This window comes from Pseudomonas sp. RA_5y_Pfl1_P24, assembly GCF_963970945.1.
GTDB classification, from domain to species: domain Bacteria; phylum Pseudomonadota; class Gammaproteobacteria; order Pseudomonadales; family Pseudomonadaceae; genus Aquipseudomonas; species Aquipseudomonas tritici.
Map to the genome: position 1 here is coordinate 1 of NZ_CAXAOJ010000023.1, position 25235 is coordinate 25235.

22 protein-coding genes and 1 pseudogene are annotated in these 25235 nt (G+C 56.4%); 11 read left to right on the forward strand and 12 right to left on the reverse strand.

Features of this window, described 5'->3' with window-relative positions; translation table 11 throughout:
• Positions 1–167 precede the first annotated feature (167 nt).
• Together AACY30_RS26340 and earP are read right to left on the reverse strand one after the other, a co-directional pair.
• Positions 168–740 carry an elongation factor P gene (locus tag AACY30_RS26340; protein WP_003172723.1) on the reverse strand — a complete coding sequence of 191 codons (573 nt, stop codon included), beginning with the start codon at positions 738–740 and terminating at the stop codon, positions 168–170.
• Between the two features lie 49 nt (positions 741–789).
• Positions 790–1923, reverse strand: coding sequence for an elongation factor P maturation arginine rhamnosyltransferase EarP (gene earP / locus AACY30_RS26345; protein ID WP_339541369.1), 1134 nt, complete (start codon positions 1921–1923; stop codon positions 790–792).
• 132 nt (positions 1924–2055) lie between these two features.
• On the opposite strand from earP, the gene AACY30_RS26350 reads away from it, so the two are divergent.
• Together AACY30_RS26350 and AACY30_RS26355 are read left to right on the forward strand one after the other, a co-directional pair.
• Complete coding sequence (locus AACY30_RS26350; protein WP_339470436.1) at positions 2056–2424, forward strand: hypothetical protein; 369 nt, start codon at positions 2056–2058, stop codon at positions 2422–2424.
• 5 nt (positions 2425–2429) lie between these two features.
• Complete coding sequence (locus AACY30_RS26355) at positions 2430–2912, forward strand: GreA/GreB family elongation factor (protein WP_339470437.1); 483 nt, start codon at positions 2430–2432, stop codon at positions 2910–2912.
• Between the two features lie 5 nt (positions 2913–2917).
• Here AACY30_RS26355 and cysB read toward each other — a convergent pair whose 3' ends face one another.
• The 5 genes from cysB to AACY30_RS26380 all read right to left on the reverse strand — a co-directional run bounded on the left by cysB (position 2918) and on the right by AACY30_RS26380 (position 6825).
• On the reverse strand, positions 2918–3892 hold the full coding sequence (gene cysB, locus AACY30_RS26360; protein ID WP_339414776.1) for an HTH-type transcriptional regulator CysB: 975 nt from the start codon (positions 3890–3892) through the stop codon (positions 2918–2920).
• A 102-nt stretch (positions 3893–3994) separates the two neighbouring features.
• Positions 3995–4495, reverse strand: a complete 501-nt coding sequence (locus tag AACY30_RS26365) for a universal stress protein (RefSeq protein WP_049709304.1) — start codon at positions 4493–4495, stop codon at positions 3995–3997.
• 72 nt (positions 4496–4567) lie between these two features.
• The gene (locus AACY30_RS26370; RefSeq protein WP_339541370.1) at positions 4568–5473 is read right to left on the reverse strand and encodes a 5'-nucleotidase; all 906 of its coding nucleotides are present in this window, start codon (positions 5471–5473) and stop codon (positions 4568–4570) included.
• A gap of 15 nt (positions 5474–5488) precedes the next feature.
• On the reverse strand, positions 5489–6442 hold the full coding sequence (locus AACY30_RS26375; protein ID WP_339541371.1) for a putative 2-dehydropantoate 2-reductase: 954 nt from the start codon (positions 6440–6442) through the stop codon (positions 5489–5491).
• Positions 6439–6825 carry a thioredoxin gene (locus AACY30_RS26380; protein ID WP_339414780.1) on the reverse strand — a complete coding sequence of 129 codons (387 nt, stop codon included), beginning with the start codon at positions 6823–6825 and terminating at the stop codon, positions 6439–6441. Before AACY30_RS26380 ends, AACY30_RS26375 begins: the two co-directional genes overlap by 4 nt.
• Between AACY30_RS26380 and AACY30_RS26385 the strand changes: the two genes are divergently transcribed.
• Entirely contained in the window at positions 6824–7258 is a 435-nt protein-coding gene (locus AACY30_RS26385; RefSeq protein WP_339470440.1) for a PilZ domain-containing protein, read from the forward strand. The two genes, AACY30_RS26380 and AACY30_RS26385, sit on opposite strands and share 2 nt — an antisense overlap.
• 131 nt (positions 7259–7389) lie before the next feature.
• A complete protein-coding gene (locus AACY30_RS26390) occupies positions 7390–8466 on the forward strand; it encodes a 3-deoxy-7-phosphoheptulonate synthase (RefSeq protein WP_016975370.1) in 1077 nt (358 codons plus the stop codon).
• A gap of 64 nt (positions 8467–8530) precedes the next feature.
• Here the strand turns inward: AACY30_RS26390 and AACY30_RS26395 are convergent, their stop codons facing one another.
• Positions 8531–8812 carry a GNAT family N-acetyltransferase gene (locus tag AACY30_RS26395; protein WP_049709309.1) on the reverse strand — a complete coding sequence of 94 codons (282 nt, stop codon included), beginning with the start codon at positions 8810–8812 and terminating at the stop codon, positions 8531–8533.
• A gap of 611 nt (positions 8813–9423) precedes the next feature.
• On the opposite strand from AACY30_RS26395, the gene oprI reads away from it, so the two are divergent.
• On the forward strand, positions 9424–9675 hold the full coding sequence (gene oprI, locus AACY30_RS26400) for an outer membrane lipoprotei OprI (RefSeq protein ID WP_003172710.1): 252 nt from the start codon (positions 9424–9426) through the stop codon (positions 9673–9675).
• A gap of 134 nt (positions 9676–9809) precedes the next feature.
• Here oprI and AACY30_RS26405 read toward each other — a convergent pair whose 3' ends face one another.
• The 3 genes from AACY30_RS26405 to AACY30_RS26415 all read right to left on the reverse strand — a co-directional run bounded on the left by AACY30_RS26405 (position 9810) and on the right by AACY30_RS26415 (position 11808).
• Positions 9810–10778 carry a L,D-transpeptidase family protein gene (locus AACY30_RS26405; protein ID WP_339437445.1) on the reverse strand — a complete coding sequence of 323 codons (969 nt, stop codon included), beginning with the start codon at positions 10776–10778 and terminating at the stop codon, positions 9810–9812.
• A gap of 72 nt (positions 10779–10850) precedes the next feature.
• A complete protein-coding gene (locus AACY30_RS26410; protein WP_065872740.1) occupies positions 10851–11144 on the reverse strand; it encodes a hypothetical protein in 294 nt (97 codons plus the stop codon).
• A gap of 58 nt (positions 11145–11202) precedes the next feature.
• On the reverse strand, positions 11203–11808 hold the full coding sequence (locus AACY30_RS26415; RefSeq protein ID WP_339541372.1) for an arylesterase: 606 nt from the start codon (positions 11806–11808) through the stop codon (positions 11203–11205).
• Between the two features lie 10 nt (positions 11809–11818).
• Here AACY30_RS26415 and AACY30_RS26420 point away from each other — a divergent pair, with 10 nt between their 5' ends.
• A complete protein-coding gene (locus AACY30_RS26420; protein ID WP_005786391.1) occupies positions 11819–12502 on the forward strand; it encodes an ABC transporter ATP-binding protein in 684 nt (227 codons plus the stop codon).
• Complete coding sequence (locus AACY30_RS26425; protein ID WP_339541373.1) at positions 12502–15012, forward strand: ABC transporter permease; 2511 nt, start codon at positions 12502–12504, stop codon at positions 15010–15012. The genes AACY30_RS26420 and AACY30_RS26425 overlap by 1 nt, the downstream gene beginning before the upstream one ends.
• A 137-nt stretch (positions 15013–15149) precedes the next feature.
• Here AACY30_RS26425 and greB read toward each other — a convergent pair.
• Positions 15150–15482 (reverse strand): annotated as a pseudogene (gene greB, locus AACY30_RS26430) (transcription elongation factor GreB); the annotation flags it as partial.
• A gap of 166 nt (positions 15483–15648) precedes the next feature.
• On the opposite strand from greB, the gene AACY30_RS26435 reads away from it, so the two are divergent.
• The 4 genes from AACY30_RS26435 to gmtX all read left to right on the forward strand — a co-directional run bounded on the left by AACY30_RS26435 (position 15649) and on the right by gmtX (position 25034).
• Positions 15649–16811, forward strand: a protein-coding gene (locus AACY30_RS26435; protein WP_339541374.1) for an IS3 family transposase whose coding sequence is annotated in 2 segments (ribosomal slippage) — positions 15649–15901 and positions 15901–16811 — 1164 coding nt in all. Because the reading frame shifts where the segments join, the coding sequence is not laid out codon by codon here.
• 679 nt (positions 16812–17490) lie between these two features.
• Positions 17491–18882 (forward strand): gamma-mobile-trio recombinase GmtY, encoded by a 1392-nt coding sequence (gene gmtY, locus AACY30_RS26440; RefSeq protein ID WP_339541375.1) that lies wholly within the window; start codon positions 17491–17493, stop codon positions 18880–18882.
• Between the two features lie 63 nt (positions 18883–18945).
• On the forward strand, positions 18946–24447 hold the full coding sequence (locus tag AACY30_RS26445; protein ID WP_339541376.1) for a VPA1269 family protein: 5502 nt from the start codon (positions 18946–18948) through the stop codon (positions 24445–24447).
• Positions 24444–25034, forward strand: a complete 591-nt coding sequence (gmtX, locus tag AACY30_RS26450; RefSeq protein ID WP_069665359.1) for a gamma-mobile-trio protein GmtX — start codon at positions 24444–24446, stop codon at positions 25032–25034. Before AACY30_RS26445 ends, gmtX begins: the two co-directional genes overlap by 4 nt.
• The last annotated feature ends 201 nt before the right edge of the window (positions 25035–25235 follow it).

Genomic DNA, 25235 nt, shown 5'->3' on the forward strand with positions numbered 1-25235 from the left:
GGGCGGGTGTTGGAGGGATGTTTCTGAACCACCGTCCAAGGCCTTCGAGACCCAGGACGGTGAAGATATCAAAGACCCGGTTTCCGGTGGATCGTAGGGCTGCTCCGCTTAAGTGAACAGCATTACGACACAAGGTCGGGCTTTTTTTCGTATCGGCTGGGCCAGAATTACTTCTTGGCGCGACCTTTGTACGAACCGCCTTCGCGGGTATCGATCTCGATCAGGTCGTCGATTTCGATGAAATCGGCCACTTGCAGTTCGGTACCGTTGCTCAGCTTGGCAGGCTTCATCACCTTGCCGGAAGTGTCGCCGCGAGCGGAACCTTCGGTGTAGGCCACTTTACGCACGATGGTGGTCGGCAGCTCTACGGAAACCAGGCGCTCTTCGAAGAAAATAGCTTCGCAGACGTCTTCCATGCCTTCTTCGATGAACGGCAGAACGGCTTCGATATCTTCAGCGTTCAGCTCGTACATGGTGTAGTCGGTGGTGTCCATGAACGTGTAGGTGTCGCCGCTGATGAAGGACAGGGTCGCTTCTTTGCGGTCGAGGATCACGTCGTCCAGTTTGTCATCGGCGCTGTAGACGATCTCGGTCTTGTAACCGGTCAGCAGGTTCTTCAGCTTGGTCTTCATGATTGCGCTGTTACGACCAGACTTGGTGAACTCAGCTTTCTGAACCAGCCAAGGGTCGTTTTCGAGACGGATCACTGTACCGGGTTTCAGTTCTTTACCAGTTTTCATTGCATATATCCGAAATTTGGATGGGATTTACAAAATTCAAGGTGGCGTATCATATCCAACTTTCATAAAACTTCACCAGCGCCGTCGCAAGATCGGCCTGCAAGCCTTGTTCCAGACACCATGTTTCGGCGTGCTGGCTCACCTCCGGCCCGTGTTCCAGCAACATTTTCCACGGTTGTGCCATATCGCCCTCCGTGTTCCAGGCTTGCCAGAGTCCGATCAAGGCAGCCTTTGCCGCCGCTGATAAGCCGGCCGTGTACAGCGCCAGGAAGGCATCGAGCTTGTCGAGATGGATGTCTTCGTCCTGGCGATAGATGTGCCACAGCAACGGCCTGCCGGCCCATTGGGCGCGCACGAACGAGTCTTCGCCGCGTACGGCATTGAAGTCGCAGCACCACAGCAGGCGGTCATATTGCTCTTGGCGTACGAACGCGATGACCTGCACCGTCAGCGCTCCGCGTTGCTGGATGTCCCCCGCTGCCAGCCGGTCCAGGCCCAGCCAGCGCTGCACATCCCCCAGAATCCGGCCCTCCGGAACCAACAGATGAGTGGCACGCCCATCCGTCGATAACACGTCCAGCCAACTGGCCAGCCCGGGATTTTCGTAGGCAAACAGTGAGATCAGCCGCGCATCGGCTGCGGGAAATATGCCCAAGGCTTGCAGGAAGTCTCGCTGCGCGCTGGCATCCTGTTGAAAGGCCCGACGCTGCTCCAGCAGCCCGGCCTCGCGCAACAAGCCGCCGGTGCCGGGACGAAACCCGGGAAAGAAAAAGTACTTCTGCACGCCTTTGAATTTCACCGACGGTAGCCGGTGACACCCCACCACCCAGTCTTCCGCGCTGAGGTAATCCAGGTTCATCCATAACGGCGTACGCTCGCACTCGGCCATGGCCTCCATATAGTCGGGCGGCAACTGGCAGGCGAAGGCGGCGATCACTACATCCGCCGCTGGCGCCCCCACCCACTCGGCCGGCCAATGGCACACTTCGACGCCTTCCTGCCATTGCACGTCTTGCTGCACATCAATTTCCGGGCACATGCGCTCGAAGGCGCGCAGGTCATCGACCCACAAACGCACAGCGCAAGCATGCTCCGCCACCAATTGCCGGGCCAGGCGCCAGGTCACGCCGATGTCGCCGTAGTTGTCGACAACGCTGCAAAAAATATCCCAGCGGGCTTTCATTCCGGGCTCCAACGATCAAAGGCTCGATTGTCCGCATAAATGCACCGATGCAGAAGGCTTGATCGCGATTATTCTGCACAGTGGCTGTGCGACAATCGCCACCACGCCGCAAATGCCTGCCAGGAGGCCGCCATGTCTGATCGTTCGTTATCGCTGCTCAAGCTCAGTGTTTCTATCGCGTTTGGCGTGTGGCTGGGGTTTATCGCCATCGTGCTGACCACTTGGCTGGCTTCGCGCTATCTGTTTCCGCAGAGCCTGGCGCCGGTGGCCCAGGCGGTCCAGCAATTGGGCAAGCCTGCGGTTGTGGAACCTGATCCGCCGAACCGCCTGTTCGAGCAATATCAGCAGAACCTGCAGAAGCAGGAACAGCAGCAACCCCTGGATCAGGCCCGCAGCAATGCACGCAACCTGTCCAACCCCAAATGCCAGTTCTGGCTGCAACAGGACCAGAACGCTCCCAACGAAAAGACTCGGGCCAATGTCCTGCAATTCTGCGATTGATCACTATGAATAAACACGCCGTCCACTCGTTGGTCCTGGAAAAGCTCAGCGTCGACCTCGACATTGCCCAACGTGCCGCGCAGACCGCCTACGAAACTGCGACCCACGAAGAAAACATCGCCGAAAACAAATACGACACTCTGGGGCTGGAGGCGTCCTACCTGGCAGCCGGGCAAGCCAAGCGTGTCGAGGAAATCAAGCAGTCACTGGCGCAGTGCCAGAACATGGCACTGCGTGCCTACGATGATCAGCGGGGCATAGAAATCGGCGCGCTACTGGGCCTGGCTGATGAGAGCGGTCGCCAGCAGTGGCTGTTCCTGGCGCCGGACGCGGCGGGTTTGAAAGTGGACGTGGTGGGGCAACCGGTGACCGTCATCACCCCGCGCTCGCCGCTGGGCAAAAGCCTGCTGGGCAAGTTTGAAGGTGATGAGGTAGAGATTCTGGTGGCAGGCGCTCGGCAACTGTTTACGGTTACCGAGGCCAAATAAACCACTCAGTGAACGGGCAGTTCAACGCCGTCGAACAGCTCTTCCAGTTCCTGCTTGTTGTGGCACTGGATCGCCTTGGCCATGACGTCACGGGTCAGGTGCGGCGCAAACTTCTCGATGAAATCGCACATGAACCCCCGCAGGAAAGTGCCGCGACGGAAACCTATCTTGGTCACACTCGACTCGAACAGCTCGCTCGCATCAAGCACCACCAGGTCTTTATCGAGGGCAGTGTCGACCGCCATCTTGGCGACGATACCGACGCCCAGGCCCAGGCGCACGTAAGTCTTGATCACGTCGGCGTCGGCCGCAGTGAACACCACTTTCGGCGTAAGACCTCGATGGCTGAAGGCTTCGTCGAGTTTGGAACGGCCGGTAAAACCGAATACGTAGGTCACGATCGGGTATTCAGCCAGGGCTTCCAGGGTCAGTTTCGGCAGCTTGGCCAACGGGTGACCTTGCGGCACGACCACGCAGCGGTTCCAGCGGTAGCACGGCATCATCACCAGGTCACCGAACAACTCAAGGGCTTCGGTGGCGATAGCGAAATCGACGGTGCCGTCAGCGGCCATCTCGGCGATCTGCATCGGCGACCCCTGGTGCATGTGCAGGGCCACGTCCGGGTACTGCTTGATGAAGTCACGGATCACCGGCGGCAACGCATAACGTGCCTGGGTGTGGGTGGTTGCAATGGACAGGGTACCCTTCTTCTCGTTGGAGAATTCCTGGGCAATCTGCTTGATGCTCTCGACTTTGCGCAGGATCTCGCCAGCGGTGGTGATGATGCGTTCACCGGCCGGGGTAACACGGGTGAGGTGCTTGCCGCTGCGGGCGAACACTTCGACGCCCAACTCATCTTCGAGCAGGCGGATCTGCTTGCTGATACCAGGTTGCGAGGTGTACAGGCTTTGAGCGGTAGCGGAAACGTTGAGGTCGTGGTGCGCCACTTCCCAGATGTAGCGCAGTTGTTGAAGCTTCATATGTGTCCCTCAAAGCAGATAGACGCCACGGGTATCAGCGACGGTATATAACTATATTAAAGGTTTTATGGATAAATCTAGAACTTTTTATTGGTTTACCCATCACGCATCATCACTGCGTCGACGTTGTAACGAAGGCACCAGGTACACCGGCACCGTAGACAACTGAAGCACCCGTGCAGCAGTGCGCCCCAACGGGGTGGCCGCCGCGATCGCGTGGCTATGACTGCCTACAATCAACAGGTCTACGGACAGTTTGCGCAGCTGGTCGAGTATCACCTCGCACGGGTCCCCCTGGATCACCCGCACCGAACGGATCAACTTCAGGTCTTGCTCCCCTTCCCCCAACTCCTCGCGAAAACTGTCCAGTACCCGCTGCTCAATCGTCGCCATCACCGTGGTCAGCCCCTGACTCTGCCATTCACTCAGGGCCTTCTCATCAAGGTAGCTCTGTAACACCGATTCGGCGAACAACCCGATGGGCTCGACCACATGGATCACATACAAATCTGCCTTGAACGTTCGGGCCAGCGCCAGCGCGTGCTGCATCACATAAGGCGCGTACAGACCAAGGTCAGTGGCGTACAGCATCGAACGAATCATAGAACCCCCCCGGAACTGCCAGGATGGCGGAGATGAAATGAGCTTAGCAGTGCCCGGGCGAATACGATTAGCTTAGATCTTCACCTCATTACTGATGCCATGGGGCACATGCCCGGTCGCTACAAACTCCCTGGCTTTCTCGCAATGCCCGGCCTGGTCATCGAAAAACACATCGGCAGCAAACGCCTCCAGAAACGCGGATTTTTCCAGGCCACCGAGGAACAACGACTCGTCCAGGCGGATATCCCACTCACGCAAGGTGCGAATCACTCGCTCGTGCGACGGCGCCGAGCGCGCGGTGACCAAGGCCGTACGGATCGGGCAGGACTCATCGGGAAACTCGCGCTGCAGCAGGTTGAGCGCCGCCAAAAAACCCTTGAAAGGACCGCCGTGCAAAGGCCGGCGCGCCGACTCGCGCTCATTGGCCTGGAACGCTTCCAACCCACCAGCCTGGTAAACACGCTCCGACTCATCGGAAAACAACACGGCGTCACCGTCGAAGGCGATGCGCAGCTCTTCGCTGGAGGCACGGTTTGGACCGCCGGACAAAATCGTCGCCGCCGCGAAACCGGCATCCAAGGCACTGCGCACATCTTCAGCATGGGTCGACAGAAACAGATGGCAGCCAAACGCCGCCAAATAAGGATAAGGACTACGCCCGCCTACGAAAGCGGCGCGGGAAATATCCAGGCCGTAATGCTGGATCGAGTTGAATACGCGCAGGCCGGTATCGGCACTGTTGCGCGACACCAGCACCACTTCGACCCGGGCACGGCCCAGGCTGGCGTTGAGACTCAGCAGCTTCTTGACCAACGGGAAGGCATCGCCGGTTTCGAGGATTTCTTCTTCGTGTTCGATCTGGTATTTGCGGTAGGCCTCGACGCCCTGAGCGAGGTAGACCTTGTGGCTGTCGCTCAGGTCGAACAGGGCCCGCGACGAGATCGCCAGCACCAGCTTGTCGCCCAATTCCTTTGCCATGGTGTGTCCCCCGACTCAGCGGTTATGCCGATCAATAAAACTCAAGGCCTGGTACAGCGCCTGCATCCGCGGCAGTTCGCAACCGGCAGCTTTTGCCGCTGCGAGTGGCCGCGCATAGATCGCCGCCAGTTCCAGCGGGCGTTTGTGCACGTGGTCGTGGTACATGCTCGGCAGGTAGTCGACCATCGTTTCGGTCATAGCGAACATCTGCTCAGCGTAACTCTTGGGGATTTCATGGCCGCAGGCGTGGGCGCCTTGTACCACTTCGGCCATCAACGCCTGAATCAGCTCGCGGCTGGATTCATCCGCCATCATCGCCGTGGTGCCCGCGCCCAATAACACCGAGAGGCCGTTGTAGGGCACATTCCACACCAACTTATGCCAACGGGCCTGATGCACGTTCGCCATGGCCTGGGACTCGATACCCGCCTTGTGAAACAACGCGGCGCCGGCTTCGACGATCGCCTTTTGGCGGGCTTCATCATTGGCCGCCGAGCCACTGTGATAACCCAGGTTGACCCGGCCCAACGCCTGATGCTCGATAACGCCGGGGGCAGAACGATGCACGCCGATGTAGCACAGGCCGCCGAGCAAATGCAGCGATGCGGGCAGGTGCTCACGCAGGCTGTCTTCCACATCGAGGCCATTTTGCAGCAACACCACCTTGGCATCCGGCGCCGCAACCTGGGCGATGGTCGGGGCCAGGTCGACGTTGCCGGTGGACTTGGTGCCCACCAGAAGCCAGTCGCACGGTGGCATATCGGCAGCCCGGGCGTAGGCCTGCACCGGGTGCAGGTGCAAGGGGCCATGCACGCTGCTGTTAAGGTGAAGGCCGGTCTCGCTGACCGCTGCGTACTCACTGCGCAACAGGAAGTGCACATCAAAACCGGCGCGTGCCAGCATCAAACCGTAGAAACCACCGATGGCGCCGGTGCCGATGATGCCAATGCGGGTTGATTGTGCGGTCATGGCAGATCCTCTGGAGTGCGGGTAAGCGCATGTTTTATAGAGTCAGCAAGGTCAGAAGGTGTAAGACGCGTCTGTAATTGCCCGAGGAATTGACCCTCGCACACCACGAACAACGCCGGCAAATGAAAGATCTGGTAGCGTTCGACCGCACCGCCGTTGTGCCCGGCATCCACCCAGCACACCCGGTCCAGCGGCAACGTCCAGCCTGGCAATTGCTGGCGCGCCCAACGACAACTGGAACACCCTACGCTTGTGAACACGACAAGCGAAATACCTGGCAATCCCAGCAATTGCTGGTCAATATCCAGGTCGGTCAATTCCAGTTCCTTCACTATACTGCTGCTGCCGCCGTCAACTGGACGGTACTCGGAGTCCGTGTACATGGGTCGTTTTTTACCTCACCCTGATGATGTCGCTGTCGAGTTAATCCAACGCCCCTCTCCTGCCATCCCCCGCCAACGCCTGCACACTATCGGCCTGGGCGGTGTTGCCTGCCATTGGCCACGCGCCTGGCGCGAAGGCACGGCGGTTGATCTGCACATCCCTTCCCTGGGCGCCAGCGCGCGTTATCCAGGCTATGTGGCGTGGTGCCGCAAGGTGGAAAACGGCTACCGCGTCGGCGTCTCGTTTACCGATGAACATGCGCTGTTCGGTGCGCGAATGGGTGAGCAAGCATGCCGGATAGAGCGCTATTGCCGCCAGCACGACAACGCAGAACCCACCGCCCAGCAATTCGAAGCACTGGCCCGCGAGTGGGTATCGCGCCATGCCTGTGAGTTCTCCCATGAAGCGTTTATGGCGCCAACGCTGGATTAAAGCGGGCTTTGCCCATTGTCGCGGGCCGGTGTTACGCGCTAAGGTTCCCTCCCCCTGCATCCAAATCATGCTGTGCTCCGCCGCACGGGGATGGCTGGCGGCCGGCACCCGTGACCCTGACGAGTAACACGATGGCTGATTTACCGATCAATGACCTAAACGTCGAATCCAACGAGACCCTGATCACACCTGATCAGCTCAAGCGCGAAATCCCTTTGAGCGACGCTGCCCTGCAGACCGTCACCAAGGGCCGCGAAGTCATCCGTGACATTCTCGACGGCACCGACCACCGCCTGTTCGTCGTCATCGGGCCCTGCTCGATCCATGACCTCAAGGCTGCCCACGAGTACGCCGAGCGCCTCAAAGTACTGGCGGCGGAAGTGTCCGACACCCTGTACCTGGTGATGCGCGTCTATTTCGAAAAACCGCGTACCACCGTCGGCTGGAAAGGCTTGATCAACGATCCGTACCTGGACGACTCGTTCAAGATCCAGGATGGCCTGCACATCGGTCGTCAATTGCTGCTGGACCTGGCTGAAATGGGCCTGCCCACCGCCACTGAAGCCCTGGACCCGATCTCCCCGCAGTACCTGCAGGACCTGATCAGCTGGTCGGCCATCGGCGCACGCACCACTGAATCCCAGACTCACCGAGAAATGGCGTCCGGCCTTTCCTCGGCCGTGGGCTTCAAGAACGGCACCGACGGTGGCCTGACCGTGGCGATCAACGCGCTGCAATCGGTCTCCAGCCCGCACCGCTTCCTGGGTATCAACCAGGAAGGTGGCGTGTCCATCGTCACCACCAAGGGCAACGCCTACGGCCACGTGGTGCTGCGCGGCGGCAACGGCAAGCCCAACTATGATTCGGTCAGCGTTGCGCTGTGCGAACAGGCGCTGAACAAGGCCAAGATCAAGCCGAACATCATGGTCGACTGCAGCCACGCCAACTCCAACAAGGACCCGGCCCTGCAACCACTGGTGATGGAAAACGTCGCCAACCAGATCCTCGAAGGCAACCAGTCCATCATCGGCCTGATGGTCGAGAGCCACCTGAACTGGGGTTGCCAGGCGATTCCAAAAGACCTGGCCGACTTGCAATATGGCGTTTCGATCACTGATGCCTGCATCGATTGGGCCGCCACTGAAAACACCCTGCGCAGCATGCACGCCAAGCTCAAGGACGTATTGCCGAAACGCAAACGCACCTGACACAACACTGCGCGCACAAAAACGCCGGGCTGAGCCCGGCGTTTTTTATGGTGCTATTTATGCCTTACAGCTTCGCGGCATGACGCTGGTGGCGCTCCATGTAGCGTTCGACGTAGGAGCAGGACGGGATCACCGTATAGCCTGCCTGTTCGGCGAACTTCAAGGCTTCCTCGGTCAATGCCGCCGCAATACCACGGCCCCGCAGTGCGTTGGGCACGAAGGTCCGATAGATATCCAGGGTCTGTTTGCCGAGGTCCATGTAGGTCAGATAGGCACGATGACCGTCCACATTGGTCTCGAACTGATGACCAGCCTGGTCATGGTGGATGGACAACGCCTCGCTCATCACTACTCCTCGCGGGTCTTGGTTTCTGACCCTACCTTACCGATGTTTTTCCGGCGAAGGAACATCTACGCCACCCCGTGCCGGTTCCGACAACGAGAAAACCCTGAGCGCTCACAACCAGCACGCAGGAAATAGTAGGCACCAATCCTGAGATTGCTCAAGGCGCACCTGCCATCCCCTGCCGCTGGTAGATATAGAAAGGGCCTCGATCAACCGATGATCGAAAGCCTGTACATTGCCGGCAGTTGAACCTTGAGACGAACAGGCGCTCTTAAAGTCACCTCTACATGCGCAAAAGATGCCGGGCAACGCAAAGCCGTGCTGAACGAAAGTGTCAGCTGTATATATAAATTTTCATCTATTTACAGCGCTTAACACATGCCGGCCGGCCTTTCCAGCCTGGATCCAATTGTCGCCTGATTGAAAAAAATTGGACGCTTTTTATACAAACCTTCAAAAGGTTAGCCAAAATAGATTCGGCACGAGAATTTTTTTTGCTTCTTGCGCTACGTCAGTTTACTTACTACAAGTAATGGGTAGTATGTACGCCGGCTATTAGCTCACTCTGGGCGAACTAGCCATCTAATAGAAAGTCCTTGAAGGGGAACACGATGAACAACGTTCTGAAATTCTCTGCTCTGGCTCTGGCCGCAGTTCTGGCTACCGGTTGCAGCAGCGTCTCCAAAGAAACCGAAGCTCGTCTGACTGCAACTGAAGACGCAGCAGCTCGCTCCCAGGCTCGTGCAGACGAAGCCTACCGTAAAGCTGATGAAGCGCTGGCTGCTGCTCAAAAAGCACAACAGACTGCTGACGAAGCTAACGAGCGCGCACTGCGTATGCTTGAAAAAGCTAGCCGCAAGTAATAATCCTTCGGGGTTGTTATCAAGCCGATCCATTTATGGGTCGGCTTTTTTATTGCCTGGGATGTGTACCTGAATAACGCGCAATAAAAAGCCCGCCGAGGCGCAAGGCCTTGACGGGCTTTTGAACGAACGCCTTATTGCTGCAGGTCGATCGGCGCGCTGGAGGCGATCGGTGCCGGGCCCGGCACACCGATTTCCGTCGGCAAACCGTCTTCCGCCGCGACGACGTCACGCACCTGATCCCAGTTCACTCGAAGTTGATTGGCCAAGTCTTCACGCTTGAGCAAGGCGTTGATCACTGCCGTGTGCTTGTCGACCACCGATGGCGTCCCGTCATCATTCAATGGCGTATGCGCTTCCAGATAGACCTTGCCGCCACTGCGACCGAACTTGTAGGCCTCGCTGATGATGCGCACCGACGTGCCCACCGGCACCATGCCGGCCATCTCCAGCACGTTGTTGTTGAACATACGGAAGCAGCCGTGGCTGGTGCGGGTGCCGATGCCGAACTTCGCGTTGGAGCCGTGGATCAGGTAACCCGGAGTACCCAGGGTAAACTTGAACGGGCCCAAGGGGTTATCCGGGCCGGCCGGGACCACGTTGGGTAGCGGGTCACCGTTGGCGGCGTGCTCGGCCTTGATCGAGGCGGGCGGCGTCCAGGTCGGGTTCGGCGTTTTGGCAATGATGCTGGTATGGGCGATAGGCGAACCCCAGCCTTCACGACCAATGCCCAGCGGAAAGGTGTAGACCACGTTCTGGCCCTTGGGGTAGTAGTAGAGCCGGTACTCCGCCAGGTTGATCACAATACCTTCGCGTGGGCCCGGCGGCAGGATGAACCGCGTCGGCAGCACGATCTCGGTGCCCGCCCCCGGCAACCAGGCATCCACGCCCGGGTTAGCCGCGACCATCTCCGAATAGCCCAGGTCATAGGTGGTGCCCAGGTCGGCAAAGGTGTCCTCGTACTTGGCCTTGATCACTTGGACCTGACCGACGATGTCTTCACCCGGCGGTGGCAAGGGCAACTGCAAAGCTGACGCAGAACCGGCCGCACAGAGTGCGGCGAGAGACAGGCAGCAGGTGACGACGGAAAGGCGCGACAACATCCGGAAAATCCTTCGCAGAACGACGGGAGATAAAGATAGATTGTATACGTGAAGCGCGCTTCTAGCTGCCCCTTACAGCTCGAAACGCAGCTCCGGCCAGATCGGCGGCGTGCCACGCTTCTGGGATTCCAGGATCGCACGACACAACGGGCACAGGCGCTGGTCCTGGAAGATCGAGCGATCAACCCGCGACCAACGCGGTTGCGCCGGCAGCAGCGTGCCGCACAGGGTACGATCGATGGTGCCGCCCAGTTCCAGTTGACGCGTCACCAGATGCACCCGCACTTCCTGGCAGGCGAACAGATCCAGCTGCTCGTCCGGCTCGATCAGTTGGTAATTAAACAGGGACCAGGCAGGACGCGACATCAGGGGCTCCAAATCGGGGGGGCGCCACCTTAGCCGAAAGCCTGCCGGTAGAAAAGCGTCAAAGCAGCGGTTTTAGCGTCGGCCAGACATTTTCCAGCAACTTGCCCTGGGCGCCGACGGCCGGGTGCAGTTGATCGGCCTGCATCAGCTCCGGGTGCCCACCCACGCCGTCGAGGAAAAACGGCACCAGCGGGACGTTTTTTTCCTTGGCCAGTGCGCCAAAGACTTCGGCAAATGCCGTGGTGTAGCGCGGGCCATAGTTGGGCGGTAATTGCATCCCCAACAACAACACCTTGGCACCACCGGCCTTGGACTGGTCAATCATCGACGCAAGATTTTGTTTCAATTGCGCCGGGGGTTGTCCACGCAATCCATCATTGCCGCCCAACTCGATCACCACCACGTCTGGCTTATGCTCTGCAAGCGCCGCCGGCAGCCGCGCCAAGCCCCCGGCACTGGTATCCCCGCTGATGGAGGCGTTGATCACTTTATCGTCGAAACCTTCCTGCTTGAGCCGTTGCTCCAGCAGGGCAACCCACCCCTTGCGGGTATCCAGGCCGAAACCGGCACTGATACTATCGCCAACGATCAGGACTGTACCCGCCGCTGCGTTCTGGGCCATGCACATCAAGGCCAGGCCAGCACTCAAAAACCACATTCGCATCGGATTCTCCATGGGCGCAAGCATTCTCACCGCGCGGAACCTTAGCAAAGTGGTTCCCAGCGCGGAAGGTGAACTGACTATCCTGCACGAACTGAGCCTGGAACTGAACAAGGGCGATAGCCTGGCTATCGTCGGCAGCTCCGGTTCCGGCAAATCTACCCTCCTCGGCCTGCTGGCCGGCCTCGACCTGCCCAGCAGCGGCGAAGTCACCCTCGCCGGGCAAGCCTTGAGCACTCTCGACGAAGACCAGCGCGCGCGCATCCGTGCCGAGCACGTAGGGTTCGTGTTCCAGTCCTTCCAACTGCTCGACAGCCTCAACGCGCTGGAGAACGTCATGCTGCCGTTGGAGCTGGACGGCCGCAAAGACGCCCGCGAGCGCGCCCGGCACCTGCTCGAACGTGTCGGCCTGGGCCAGCGCCTGACCCACTCACCACGCCAACTCTCAGGTGGCGAGCAGCAACGCGTGGCGATTGCCCGCGCCTTTGCCGCCGAACCGGACGTACTGTTTGCCGACGAACCTACCGGCAACCTCGACAGCCACACCGGCGAGCGCATCAGCGACCTGCTGTTCGAACTCAATAAAGAGAGCGGCACGACCCTGGTGCTGGTCACCCACGACGAGCGCCTGGCCCACCGTTGCCGACGTCTGATCCGCCTTGAAGCCGGCCTGATGGTCGCGCCCCTGGAGCCTTGATGGCACGTTTGCCGCTGTTGCGCCTATTCAGCCTTGCCATGCGCCAATTGCTGCGCGATGCCCGCGCGGGCGAATTGCGTGTGTTGTTCTTCGCCCTGTTGGTGGCCGTGGCCGCCAGTACCGCCATCGGCTACTTCGGCGCTCGCCTCAATGGCGCCATGTTGTTGCGCGCCACCGAGTTTCTGGGCGCCGACCTGGTGCTGGAAGGCAGCTCGCCGGCCCGCCCCGAGCAAATCCAGTCAGGCACCGAATTGGGCCTCGGTCACGCTCGCGTCGTGGAGTTCTCCAGCGTTATAGCCACTGATAACGGCATCCAGCTCTCCAGCATCAAGGCGGTCAACGAGCAGTACCCGCTGCGCGGCGAACTGAAAAGCGCTGCTGCGCCCTTCGGCGAGGAGACCCCTGGCGGCGGGCCCAAACCCGGGCAAGCCTGGGTTGAAGCCCGGCTGCTGACAGCACTGGACCTCAAGGTCGGCGACAGCATTGATGTGGGCATGAAAACCCTGCGCCTGACCCGCGTGCTCACCTATGAGCCGGACCGCGCCGGCAACTTCTACAGCCTTACGCCCAGGGTGATGATCAACCTGGCGGACCTGGACGCCACCGGCGTCGTCCAGCCCGGCAGCCGCGTCAGCTATCGCGAACTGTGGCGCGGGCCACAGGGCAGCACGGTACTGCAAACCTATCGTGACCTGGTCAAGCCAGGACTCGCCGCCAACCAGCGGCTGCAGGATTCACGGGACGGCAACCAACAGATCGGCGGCGCGCTGGGCAAGGCCGAACGCTACCTGAACATGGCCAGCCTGGTCGCGGTGCTGCTGGCCGGTGTGGCCGTGGCGCTGTCGGCCAATCGCTTCGCCACCCGGCGTTTTGACGCCAGTGCCTTGCTGCGCTGCCTGGGATTGTCACGGCGCGAAGCCATGTTGCTGTTCAGTCTGCAACTGAGCGTACTGGGGCTGCTGGCAAGCCTGACCGGCGCCCTGCTCGGCTGGCTGGCGCAGTTTGGCCTGTTCTACTTTCTCCATGACCTGCTGCCGGCGGACGTTCCTCCCGGCGGGCTGTTACCGGCAATTGCGGGCATCGGCACCGGCCTGGTCGCCCTCGCCGGTTTCGCCCTGCCGCCCTTGGCCGCCCTGGGTCGTGTGCCCCCACTAAGGGTATTGCGTCGCGACCTGCTGCCGATTCCTTCCAGCACCTGGATGGTCTACGGTGCAGCATTGTTTGCATTGGGCCTGATCATGTGGCGCCTGAGCCTCGACCTGGTGCTGACCTTCGCCCTGCTGGGCGGTGGCGTGGTGGCTGCGCTGGTCCTCGGCGGCTTGCTCCTGCTGCTGTTGCAAAGCCTGCGCCGCCTGCTGGCACGCGCCTCCCTGCCGTGGCGCCTGGGCCTGGGCCAATTGCTGCGCCACCCGTTGGCGGCGGCCGGTCAATCCCTGGCGTTTGGCCTGATCCTGCTGTCCATGGGCTTGATCGCCCTGCTGCGCGGCGAGTTGCTCGACACCTGGCAAAACCAGCTGCCTAAGGATGCGCCCAACTATTTCGCGTTGAATATCCTGCCGGCCGACAAGGACGCCTTTGGCGCCCGCCTGCTGGAACTGCAAGCGCAATCCGCGCCGCTTTATCCGGTGGTGCCGGGTCGCCTGATCAGTATCAACGGTGAACCGGTACAGGAAATCGTCAGCAAGGACTCAAGCGGCGATCGTGCGGTACAACGCGACCTGAGCCTGACCTGGGCTGCCGACCTGCCACCGGGTAATGCCCTGACGGCGGGCTCATGGTGGTCACAGCCGCCCACCGATGAAATCCCTGGCGTCTCCGTAGAAGCCAAGGTAGCGGAAAGCCTCAAGCTCAAGCTCAATGACCACTTGGTGTTCACGGTGGGCGGCGAAAATCGTGAAGCGCGGGTGACCAGCCTGCGGACCATCAACTGGGATAACTTCCAGCCCAACTTCTTCATGATTTTCCAGCCAGGCACCTTGAAGGACCTGCCGACCACCTACCTGACCAGCTTCTACCTGGCACCCGGGCATGACCAGCAAATCGTCGACCTGTCCCGGGCGTTCCCGGCGGTAACCATCCTGCAGGTCGAGGCGCTGCTGGAGCAGTTGCGCAGCATCCTCGCCCAAGTGACCCTGGCGGTGGAGTACGTGCTGCTGTTTGTCCTGGCAGCGGGGATGGCGGTGTTGTTCTCGGGCCTGCAGGCCACGCTGGACGAACGTATCCGCCAAGGCGCGCTATTACGCGCACTGGGCGCCGAACGCAAGCTGCTGGTCAAGGCCAGGCGTATCGAGTTCGGCTTGCTGGGTGCCGTCAGTGGGCTGTTGGCGGCACTGGGGACTGAACTGGTGACCTTTGTGCTGTACCGCTATGCATTTGACCTGGCCTGGCAGCCTCACCCATGGTTGTTGTTGCTGCCGGTGATTGGCGCCGTGCTGATCGGCGGTGCGGGTGTGTTTGGCACCCGCCGTGCACTGAACGCCAGCCCGCTGACTGTGTTGCGCGAAGGTTGAAGCGCTGTGTGGGAGCGCTTTAGCAACGCGGCGAAGGGATCACCGCGCGGTCTTTGCCAGACCGCAGCGCCGGCATCGCAGCCTCGCTAAAGCTCGACAGCTCTCACATTTGATCTCTAGTGTTTTCGCAGCCCCGCTCACTTCACATACTCGATCCCGGTGATCCACCAGCACACTTCACCACTCGGGGTCTGCACGAGGGCCTCGTCGTCTACTTCCTTGCGCAGCAGCGCACGGGCCATGGGTGAGTCGATGGAGATGTAGTCCATCCGATCATAGATCTCGTCATAGCCGACGATACGAAAACGCTTGGTCTCACCCTGTTCGTTTTCGATGTCCACCCAGGCGCCAAAAAACACCTTGCCCTCCTGCTCGGGCATGTACTCCACCACACGCATGTCTTCCAGGCGCTTGCGCAGGTAGCGCACGCGACGGTCGATCTCGCGCAGCAACTTCTTGTTGTACTGGTATTAGTTCCCCTACCCCCAAGGTACTAAAACCCCGCCCCCCCCGTCGCACCTAGCCTCACGTCCCGACGTTCCATCCATCCCCCTCCCCATCACTGCCCAACCTGTAGTGGTCTAATGAAACCGGACACCCATTTAGGCGAGAATGCTCGCCAGAACGAGGTGTCAGATGACCAAACAACGCCGTACCTTTTCCCCTGAATTCAAACGCGAGGCTGCCGACCTCGTTATCAAGCAGGATTACAGCTTCATTGAGGCCAGCCGCTCGCTTGGTGTCGGCGAGTCGGCTTTGCGCCGATGGGTCGACCAGGTGCAGCAAGAACGCACGGGCGTCACCCCGCAGAGCAAAGCGCTGACCCCGGAGCAGCAGAAAATCCAAGAGCTGGAAGCCCGAATTGCTCGCCTTGAGCGGGAAAAATCGATCTTAAAAAAGGCTACCGCGCTCTTGATGTCGGAAGATCTCGAGCGTTCGCGCTGATTGACCAGTTGAGCATCCACGAGCCGGTTGATTGGCTGTGCAAGGTGTTTGAAATGACCCGCTCGTGCTACTACGCTCGGCATCTCAGGCGCCGCACACCGGATGTAGAACGCCTTCGATTGCGCAGTCGGGTGAACGAGTTGTTCACCCAAGGCCGCAGTGCTCCAGGTAGCCGTAGCATCATGGCTATGATGCAGGACGACGGCGAGCAGATCGGGCGATTCAAGGTGCGCAGCCTGATGCGCGAGCTGGAGTTGGTCAGCAAACAACCGGGATCGCATGCTTACAAAAAGGCGACGGTCGAGCGGCCCGACATCCCTAATATTTTGAACCGGGAGTTTGATGTGCCTGCTCCTGACCACGTCTGGTGTGGCGATATCACTTACATCTGGGCTCAAGGGAAATGGCAGTATCTGGCGGTTGTGCTAGATCTTTTTGCCCGCCGTGTTGTGGGCTGGGCGTTGTCGGGAAAGCCGGATGCCGACTTGGTCATCAAGGCCTTGGACATGGCTTACGAGCAGCGAGGGAAGCCTCAAGGATTGCTATTCCACTCCGATCAAGGCTCGCAATATGGAAGCCGGAGTTTTCGCCAGCGCCTTTGGCGATATCGCATGCGTCAGAGCATGAGCCGGCGAGGAAATTGTTGGGATAATGCGCCGATGGAGCGGGTGTTCAGGAGCCTGAAAACCGAGTGGATACCGACCATGGGCTACACGACGGTCCAACAAGCTCAGCGGGATATCAGCCATTTTTTGATGCACCGGTACAACTGGATTCGACCGCACCAATTTAATGGTGGGCTGCCACCGGCTCAGGCTGAGAAAAAACTTAACGTCGTGTCCGGGATCAGTTGACCACTACATCATCGAGACAAAGCCCACTGACAATATTTGACTATTCAGCCATTGAGGCTACAGAACCGAAAGAGAGGAGCAGGACTGACGAGAAGCGTGAGAGCGAGAAAAGTGATTCAACCCGAGAGCGACCCACATCGCGGAGGAGGAAGTCATCCCGGTACAGGCCGCGAAGCACGATGTCGTGAATCACATTTCAGCAAGACCCGATTCACTGACCCACAATGCAGTCAGGGAGTGTCAGTCAGGAGGCGACGCAAGATAAAGAGGGGGGTGCCAACAGGGGCGGCGAGAATCAGCGCCTAGTGACCGCGCTTGCGCCGCGATTATTTCTGCCCAGTAACGAAAAAAGCACCTTGCCCTAAAAAAAAGGACGGTGCTAGTATTAAAACCTTAATCAAATAGATAGTACACTGAGTATACCAATGCTGTCAACACCCAGCCCCAGAAAAATTGGAAACCCTGGCCGACCCTTGGAATATGCCAACGTAAGCGGGCGCGCACGCGCGATGACTCTGACTCCTTTCTCCTTCGGATACCCATTACCTCTGAGCCCTCTCTCAAGGCCTACGACTCTCATCCTGCCTTTCGATCACGCATCGGTGATCGAACCCTCCCTACCCCTTGCCCACCTCCCCTTCTTTGATCAAGCGAGTGAAAAAGCGAGGGCTGCAAAACGATGAGCGTTGCCTACATCAAGGTCATGTACCGAAGCAATACGACAGGTCATACCGGCCAGACGATTCAAGGCTTGCTCACCAAGCACGGCGTGCTTGTCTCGCTCCTTCAGTACCACACTGAGACAGACAGCAGCAGCTCCGGCCAGGCAGCCATTAATCGCGCAGTGAAAATGCTGGTGGAGTTCACCGAACAGTCAGACATACCGTTTAGCTCTGCTGTAGATCTGATGAAAGCATTCAGATTCGCATTGGATCACGGAACCGTTGACTGGAAAGGTGAAGATCCGACCGAGCTCTTCTGGAGACCACGCAGTAAGAAGCAGGCAAACCGTATCATTGGTTATCTAACTAACTATACCGACTGGCTAATTCTGCAGCCAGGCCATAGCGGTGTGATTATCAACCCAATCCGGGAAGCAACCAATCATGAACAGAAGCTAAATTGGTGCGCCTATCACCATAAAAAGAATAACAGCCTGCTGAAACATCTAAAAAGCAATAGTGCACTTGAGCAAATCAAATATTCCAGAGAGATCGCCAAATTCTCCGAAGATACTGCTCTCTTAGAGGAAGTGAAGCGGTTCCCTGAAAGTCGCTTCAACGACCTTATCGAAAAAGGATTTATAAGTCCTAAAATCTCAGACCCGAATAGCCCCTATTACTGGGACTACAAATCCCAGGCCATGACATATCTTATGCATTACGGTGGCGTACGAGAAAGCGAGCTATTTCATATATTCCTTTCCGACATCGGAATCGATATGAGTCGAAACGAAGCCGTGATTAGAATTTACCATCCTCGTGACGGAAAGGCACCTGAGCGCGGCTATAGCAATCGCGAGGACTATCTGAAAAGAAAGTACGGACTCAAACCTCGCACAGCATATTTAAAGACCGAGAGCCTCCATGCTGGCTGGAAGAGCCCGCTGCTCGATCACACCGATAACTACATGGAAATTTCATTTTTCCCGCCTTCTAAGGCCGCAGAATTTCTAGCCATTTTTCAGCTATATCTTAAATACCAGCGCGTAGAACAACGAACGAATTCTCAGCCGTACGCCTTCACAAATATCTATGGCGAACCTGAAACTAAAAAAAATTTCAGGCGACGCCACCAGGCCGCCGTCAGGCGCATTGGTCTTACGCCTTCCAAATTAATGGGGACTACTGAGCACGGACACAGGCATGCCTATGGCTATCGACTCTTCGAGCATGACTTTGAAATGGTGGACATTCAAAAAATGATGCACCACAAAAGCCCCAGTTCTTGCCTAGTTTATATTTCGAAAACCGGTGAAGAGATTCGCGAAATCATGCGAGAAACCGAACGTAGGAATCCCAATTCAGCACCCCCCACTCCAAAGTTTCTGAAGGTCGACGAAACTCAATAAGAACAAGATCCTGACGCCCAACCACTAACAACTCAGCAGCAAGCCGGAAAGCTAAAGTAGACAATGAAAAGCCGAAAAATCTATCAAACCTACAAAGAAGCCAAAACAGCTGCTCGCGCGCTCAATTTCAAAAATAGTTCTGATTATATTAAGAACTATCGCCGTGACCCGCAGTTAATAGGCGACCCCTCTAGATACTATCCAGACTTCGTAAGCATGAGCGACTATCTCGGCTGCCCGGAAGATCCCAGGGGTAAGTTCTATAGCTACGAAGAGGCAGCTGAGATTGTGCGGGACGCAGCCATCACTTCGATGAAAGAATACCACACACTCCAAGTTACCGACTCTCGCCTGCCAACGAAGCCCCGCTTGGTTTACGCCAACAGCTGGACGTCTTGCAATGATTTCTTTGATCATCATCCAAAGTTCAGAAGCTATGAGGAGGCAAGACGCGTAGCTCGCTCTTTCAATTTTCGCTCACGACACCAATACATCCAAGGCTGCCTGAGGGTAGATGATCGCCTGCACACCGCACCAGATCGACATTTTTTAACGGAATGGACAGGCTGGGATGATTACCTTGGTATTAGCGACAATGTGGAGCATCTTAGTTATGAAGAAGCTAGGCAGTTAATACAGGAGCGCAAGGTTAAGAGCAAAGCTGAATACCTTAAATGCTGCGAGAGCGCCCCCCTGCTACCCAAATCCCCAGAACTCACATGGAGAGTTGACTGGGTCGACTGGCCTAGTTTCCTGCACCACGCGGCAGATCCATCCTCTACTCACGACCTTCCGCATCAGGCCGTAGGTGAATTTAAGAACGGTCGAGATACCAGTATTATTTCAGAGCCTGAACAGAGCCAGCTGTGCCTTTTGGATCCGACGCATCCTTCGCATCATCATCAAATCTACGAAAACTTTGAGGCTGCCAAGCATGCAGCGAGGGCTTTAGGTTTCACCAGCAGACAGGATTACTTAGCAAGTCACCATCAGCAAGATCGCCTGCTCCCTCACGACCCACAGCGCTGCTATCCAGAATGGTCAGGGTGGGAGGACTACCTTGGCCTGGAGGCTATCTATCTGACTTATGAGGAAGCCAGAAAGCTTCTATCAGAAAATGGTGTTAAATCACAACAGCAGTACAAAGCTCTACGCACAAAGTACCCAAAACTGCCGTCACAGCCTCTTAAAGTCTATCGCCATCAGTGGGTCGACTGGCTCACCTTCTTGGGTAATGAGCCTCCAGGCCCAGAAGGAAGAAAATTCAACAATTTCAATGAAGCGAGAGCCGCTGCGCGATTGCATAATTTTAAATCGCAATCGCATTACATACGCAACTGCTTGAAAGTGGACAGTCGGTTTCGTACGGCGCCTGACCGATATTTCAAAGAATGGAGCGGCTGGGAGGACTATCTCGGCATTAATGTCGAGGCGGAATTCTTACGCTATGAAGAAGCCAAGGCTTTGATGCAAGAGCTTGGCATCAAGAGTAACTCAGGATATCTCAAACTTCGTGAGACTGAGTCTCGCCTGCCACGGATGCCGCAGATCACGTGGAAAGAGGAATGGATCGACTGGCCAACATTCCTAGGACAACGGCTTGACCCGTATTCAACTTATGAGCATGCCAAGGAAGCAGTGAAGCGTCTCGACATTACCTCGAAAGAAGAATACCTCACTGCTTACCTGCTCGATCCATTGCTTCCTAAACATCCATATCGCCTTTATGAGGCGGACTGGAAAGGTTGGGAAGACTATACCATTCGCAACCATAAATATAGGACGCTCACTGAAGCAAGCACAGCAGCACGCAAACTTGGATTCTCAACCCAACTGGATTATGAGAATGGGTACTATCTCGATCCGATGCTTCCTCGCCTACCAGAAGTCGAATATAAATTTATCTGGAAAAGCTGGAACAGATTTTATCGACGCCCAGATCATTACGAAAGTTTCGAAGAGGCTCGCAGTTCTGCCCGGGCTTTAGATTTCTGTAGCAAGCGTGACTATGTGCGACGCTGCAAGGCACTCGACAGCTCCCTGTGCATTGAGCCTGATAAAAAATATGAAGACTGGACAAGCTGGCATGACTATCTCGGGCTAGACGACGATTTGAAGTTCATCGACTACCATTCGGCCATGAAACTTGTTCGCGAGAACAATGTGCAGACTCATAGCCAATATACATCGTTTCGCAAATTCCACGAGAAGTTGCCTTCCGCACCAAGCCTCGTTTATCGTGACCACTGGATTGATTGGCCGACTTTCCTCGGCCTGCGTGAAGCGCCCTACAAAACTTACCGAGAGGCTAAAAAGGCCGTACTCGCGCTCGGCCTAACTACGGATAGAGAATATAGGGCCCACTATCTAGATGACCCAAGACTGCCCAAACATCCCTATCGGGCTTATGAATTCGACTGGAGCAGTTGGGATGACTTCCTTTCAGATCAAGAAAAGTACGACTCGATAGAGCTGGCCAGTCAGCAAGCGTGTGCTATGGGGCTCACCACTCGCCAAGAGTATAAGGATGGACATGCTTTAGATCCAATGCTGCCTAAGCGGCCCGATCTTTATTACGAGGGCAGCTGGCCAGCCGGCGGGTGGGCTCAATTCTTAACGGCAACGCCTCTCTATGAGACCGTTGCAGAAGCTGCAGCTGCGGCTCGCGCACTTGGGTTAGCTACTCTCAATGACTACAACAATTTGCGTCATCTTGACCCCAGGCTCCCGGCCAGCCCTAGGCAGTTTTATGGAAACTATACAACCTGGCTAAACTTCATCCTCCCAAGCAAATGCACTTTACTCGCAGAAGTTAAATTTGCCATCAAAGCAATTGGAATCAAAGACAGCAGTGAGTATCGCGACAACTATAAAAAATACGCGTGCCTGCCAGCGCATCCAGAACGAGCCTTTGCCGGAGAATGGCTTGACTGGTATGACACGTGCAACATCATTCGCCCCTATTGCTACGAGGACGCTATCGCCCTCCTTCGCAAGTTGAATCTCCCAACCAGTGGGGCCTATAAAAAATATGTAAAAAAATCAGGCGACAAAAAATTCCCATTGACGCCCGACAAGGTCTATAAAGATGAATGGGTCAACTGGCAAGCTTATCTTGGAAAAGAAGAACCATACACGCTGGTCACCCTGCGAGAACCTTACGAAAAATGGCGCTTTGCTTTCGCAGAGTTTCTCCGCACGACGAAAGGTAACTTCAAAGTTCACCACTTGGTAAAATTTGTCAGAGATTACGTTAAGCCCAACAACTTGAGCGAAGACCCTCTAACATTCTTTACAACACCAGACTTTGATCGACAAGACTATAAAGAGTTCATACTTTCGATGCCGGACTCGAAAGCAAAGCAGCACTTGGCCACGCTTCGGGAGTTCTCGGAATGGTTTCTTGAGAAGCATCTCAGCGCTCGCTGCCCGGACACAAATGAGATCGTGCCCATGGCCGGGGCTGTAAATCCATTTCTCAAAATTTCTCTACCCTCTCTTAAGCACGCCGCTCCTGGTCAAACTACCAAGCCGCCGCTGGCGTACCACCACGTCGACACCATGAGGAAATGGATAGTACCGCCAGCGGCAGCCTCCTTCTCTGACCTCAGGCACATACAGGGATTCGAGAATGACTGGGTAGATGTTGATAAATCACTCATTGATGAGAATGATCCCGACTGTGTATATGTAGAGAACAATGGCCGCTACCGAATCTGGTTCCCAGGATATTGGATGCACACCTTTGCACTAGCTTCAGTGCCAATTCGAGGAGTGCAGCTTGCGTATGCGGACTCAGGAGAGTGCGATCTCAAAATTCCTATTATGAAGAATGGGAAGCTGGTGTGGATTGATAACCCTTCACCACTGCGAGGTCAGACAGGAGAAGAAGGCTTCATCAAGCGCCTTCCAAACGATGAATTTGGGATGCGTCTCACGACCAATAAAACAGCTGAAGGCATTACAGGCTACGACGTCCCTTGGATGCCTGAGGAACTCGCCAAATGGATGATTCGGTTTAGAGACTGGCAGTCAAAGTACAATCCGGTCAATCGTCCTATGCCTTGGAGTGAGTGCGAGAACACCAATTATTCAGAGCTTGATCGCTTGGGCAAGGGGAGTAACTGCTTCTTGTTCAGAGACTTCGGTACCGAAGAATGTGCAGGAAGCTTCGGTAGCAGACTCTATCGACGTATCGCTATCGCACTCTACAACACTGCGCCAGAGCTGGCGTCCATGACAGGCTCCCCAGAAAACGTCAGTGACTACCACTCAGAGTTTACGCCGCATGCGATGAGGGTGAGCCTTATCACGGCGTATGTTATGGATTTTCGACTGCCATTAAACGTTCTGGTCAAGATTGTCGGTCATGCCTCCATGATCATGACCATTTACTATGTAAAAACGACCGGAGAGTTTTTGCGCCAAAAGTTCAACGAGGCGGAAAAACGTTATCTACACGAACAGTCCAAAGGAGCCTACCAATCACTTGTCGAAGGCCGAGACAAGCAGCACGCATTCCTCACTAATAATGAAGAAGCGCTGAAGCTTTTGGCAGGCCAAGTCGCTGCAGGCAGTGCTCTATACCGAGACTATGGCATCTGCCTGACAGCAGCAAGTCGTTGCGGAGATGGCGCGTCAAGCAACGGGAAATTTGTCGCCGTCCCGGCCGGATATCTAGGGCGTGAGAACTGTATCCACTGCAGACACTTCGTAACTGGGCCAGTGTTCCTAGGCGGACTGCTCTCCCTTGCTAATGAGATATCGCTATGCTGCCGCTCCCACTTGGAGAAGCTGGGGGACATGCAGGACAAGCAGATTGAATTGAGACAGAAAATTAAGAAGTTGACCGCTGAGCGATTTGATGCTGCCCAGTTATCTGATAGCTCTGATGTTGACTATAAATCTCAGATTGGTGCAGCAATCTCTGAATTGAAATCACTAGATGGCCTGCTTAGCTCGGCTTCAGTCACAGCAGACATGTACCTTGCAGACTTGAATATCGTTAACAAGCTCACGCAGCAATGCCAAGCACTCATTGTGGAACGAGCCGATAATGACAAGAGCAACGACTCAACTCAGCTTATCATAAAGTCCGGCCACGAAACGGTTATCGCGTTCGAAGAAGTTTCACTTTTCAGACAGCTTAACGAAGTGTGCGAAAACGCTGAAATATATACATCCGCCAGTGCGGAACTTGCCACTCCAGAGCGCAGCAACATGATAGACCGGATGGCAGAACTTAACCGGATGGCGCCGGTCATGTACAAACTAGACAAAAATAGCCAGCTGGTTATTGGTAACCAAATCGTCAAGTTCATGACCGCGCGAATGAGTTGGCCGACAGTAGAGGCAGTAATGGATGGGACGATTCTTATGAAAGATCTTCCAAGGGATCAACGCATGACTCCCGGAGCGCTTCAATTGCTGCTTAAAGGCGACAACGCGCAGGATGTGCTGCGCATTGAATATGATTCCAGACCTCAACGTGATACTCGCCTAATGACGCTCACCTCTCAGCAAGGAATTGACACTCACCAAGACAACCAGGAGATGGCGCGGTGACCCCTGAAGAAACGTTGGCACGACTGAGCGAAGGAACCTCAACACGCACGCGGAGAAGCCTTCACGCCATATATGAAACCTGCATGGAGCAGAAAAAGCGCGGCAGCACTGATTTCACGTTAGCAATGATTGCACGCTTGGGGGCTGTCTATGGCGCGCCGTCGCTGCAAACCGTCAAGAATTCTGGTGGTGCGAAGTACCGGACACTGATCGGAGCCTTTGCTGATCAAGTCCCACTGAAACCAAAACCCGTTAGTGGCCCTCACAGCTGGATCGACGAGCTCAATGGTCGACATCAGCTGCTGGCGAGAGGTCTGCTTGCCCAGTTGAGAGCCGAACAACGAAAGACGAAAGAGTTGTTACCGCCTAATGTGGTCTATGAGGTTGATGTGCGTTCCGCCCCCAGTGCGACCTTCAAACTTACAGAAAGTGAACGAGATGCGTTGGAGTATCTCAATTCAGATTTGTTTCTCATTGAGCACAACCTAAAACGCGGGCCACGAAGCGACATCCTTGGGCCAAATGACGAGCAGCTGTTTTGGCCAGGAACCCTCAATGCCCTGGAAAAATCCTTGAAACATTTGTGAATACTGGGGGATACCAGCGGCGAGACTAAATCCTCTCCTCGCCATACCGTCACCACGACCTGGGCCACGCCAGACCAGGCCGTGGACGGGATTCAAAACCTCAAAAAATTTAAACCAAATGCATGGTAGCCTGAGCCTTAAGCCAGCCGGCAAGAGCCCATCTTCAATGAAGGCGCCGGACTCCCGCCGGCACTGATAGCC

Bases quoted from the DNA above. Each gene is read 5' to 3' on its own strand.
- AACY30_RS26420 (WP_005786391.1), top strand. From the start codon at position 11,819: ATGGGCGCAAGCATTCTCACCGCGCGGAACCTTAGCAAAGTGGTTCCC.
- AACY30_RS26380 (WP_339414780.1), bottom strand. From the start codon at position 6,825: ATGTACACGGACTCCGAGTACCGTCCAGTTGACGGCGGCAGCAGCAGT.
- gmtY (WP_339541375.1), top strand. From the start codon at position 17,491: ATGAGCGTTGCCTACATCAAGGTCATGTACCGAAGCAATACGACAGGT.
- earP (WP_339541369.1), bottom strand. From the start codon at position 1,923: ATGAAAGCCCGCTGGGATATTTTTTGCAGCGTTGTCGACAACTACGGC.
- AACY30_RS26405 (WP_339437445.1), bottom strand. From the start codon at position 10,778: ATGTTGTCGCGCCTTTCCGTCGTCACCTGCTGCCTGTCTCTCGCCGCA.
- AACY30_RS26415 (WP_339541372.1), bottom strand. From the start codon at position 11,808: ATGCGAATGTGGTTTTTGAGTGCTGGCCTGGCCTTGATGTGCATGGCC.
- AACY30_RS26390 (WP_016975370.1), top strand. From the start codon at position 7,390: ATGGCTGATTTACCGATCAATGACCTAAACGTCGAATCCAACGAGACC.
- AACY30_RS26425 (WP_339541373.1), top strand. From the start codon at position 12,502: ATGGCACGTTTGCCGCTGTTGCGCCTATTCAGCCTTGCCATGCGCCAA.
- AACY30_RS26385 (WP_339470440.1), top strand. From the start codon at position 6,824: ATGGGTCGTTTTTTACCTCACCCTGATGATGTCGCTGTCGAGTTAATC.
- AACY30_RS26445 (WP_339541376.1), top strand. From the start codon at position 18,946: ATGAAAAGCCGAAAAATCTATCAAACCTACAAAGAAGCCAAAACAGCT.
- oprI (WP_003172710.1), top strand. From the start codon at position 9,424: ATGAACAACGTTCTGAAATTCTCTGCTCTGGCTCTGGCCGCAGTTCTG.
- AACY30_RS26350 (WP_339470436.1), top strand. From the start codon at position 2,056: ATGTCTGATCGTTCGTTATCGCTGCTCAAGCTCAGTGTTTCTATCGCG.
- AACY30_RS26370 (WP_339541370.1), bottom strand. From the start codon at position 5,473: ATGGCAAAGGAATTGGGCGACAAGCTGGTGCTGGCGATCTCGTCGCGG.
- AACY30_RS26365 (WP_049709304.1), bottom strand. From the start codon at position 4,495: ATGATTCGTTCGATGCTGTACGCCACTGACCTTGGTCTGTACGCGCCT.
- AACY30_RS26355 (WP_339470437.1), top strand. From the start codon at position 2,430: ATGAATAAACACGCCGTCCACTCGTTGGTCCTGGAAAAGCTCAGCGTC.
- AACY30_RS26340 (WP_003172723.1), bottom strand. From the start codon at position 740: ATGAAAACTGGTAAAGAACTGAAACCCGGTACAGTGATCCGTCTCGAA.
- AACY30_RS26410 (WP_065872740.1), bottom strand. From the start codon at position 11,144: ATGTCGCGTCCTGCCTGGTCCCTGTTTAATTACCAACTGATCGAGCCG.
- cysB (WP_339414776.1), bottom strand. From the start codon at position 3,892: ATGAAGCTTCAACAACTGCGCTACATCTGGGAAGTGGCGCACCACGAC.
- AACY30_RS26375 (WP_339541371.1), bottom strand. From the start codon at position 6,442: ATGACCGCACAATCAACCCGCATTGGCATCATCGGCACCGGCGCCATC.
- AACY30_RS26395 (WP_049709309.1), bottom strand. From the start codon at position 8,812: ATGAGCGAGGCGTTGTCCATCCACCATGACCAGGCTGGTCATCAGTTC.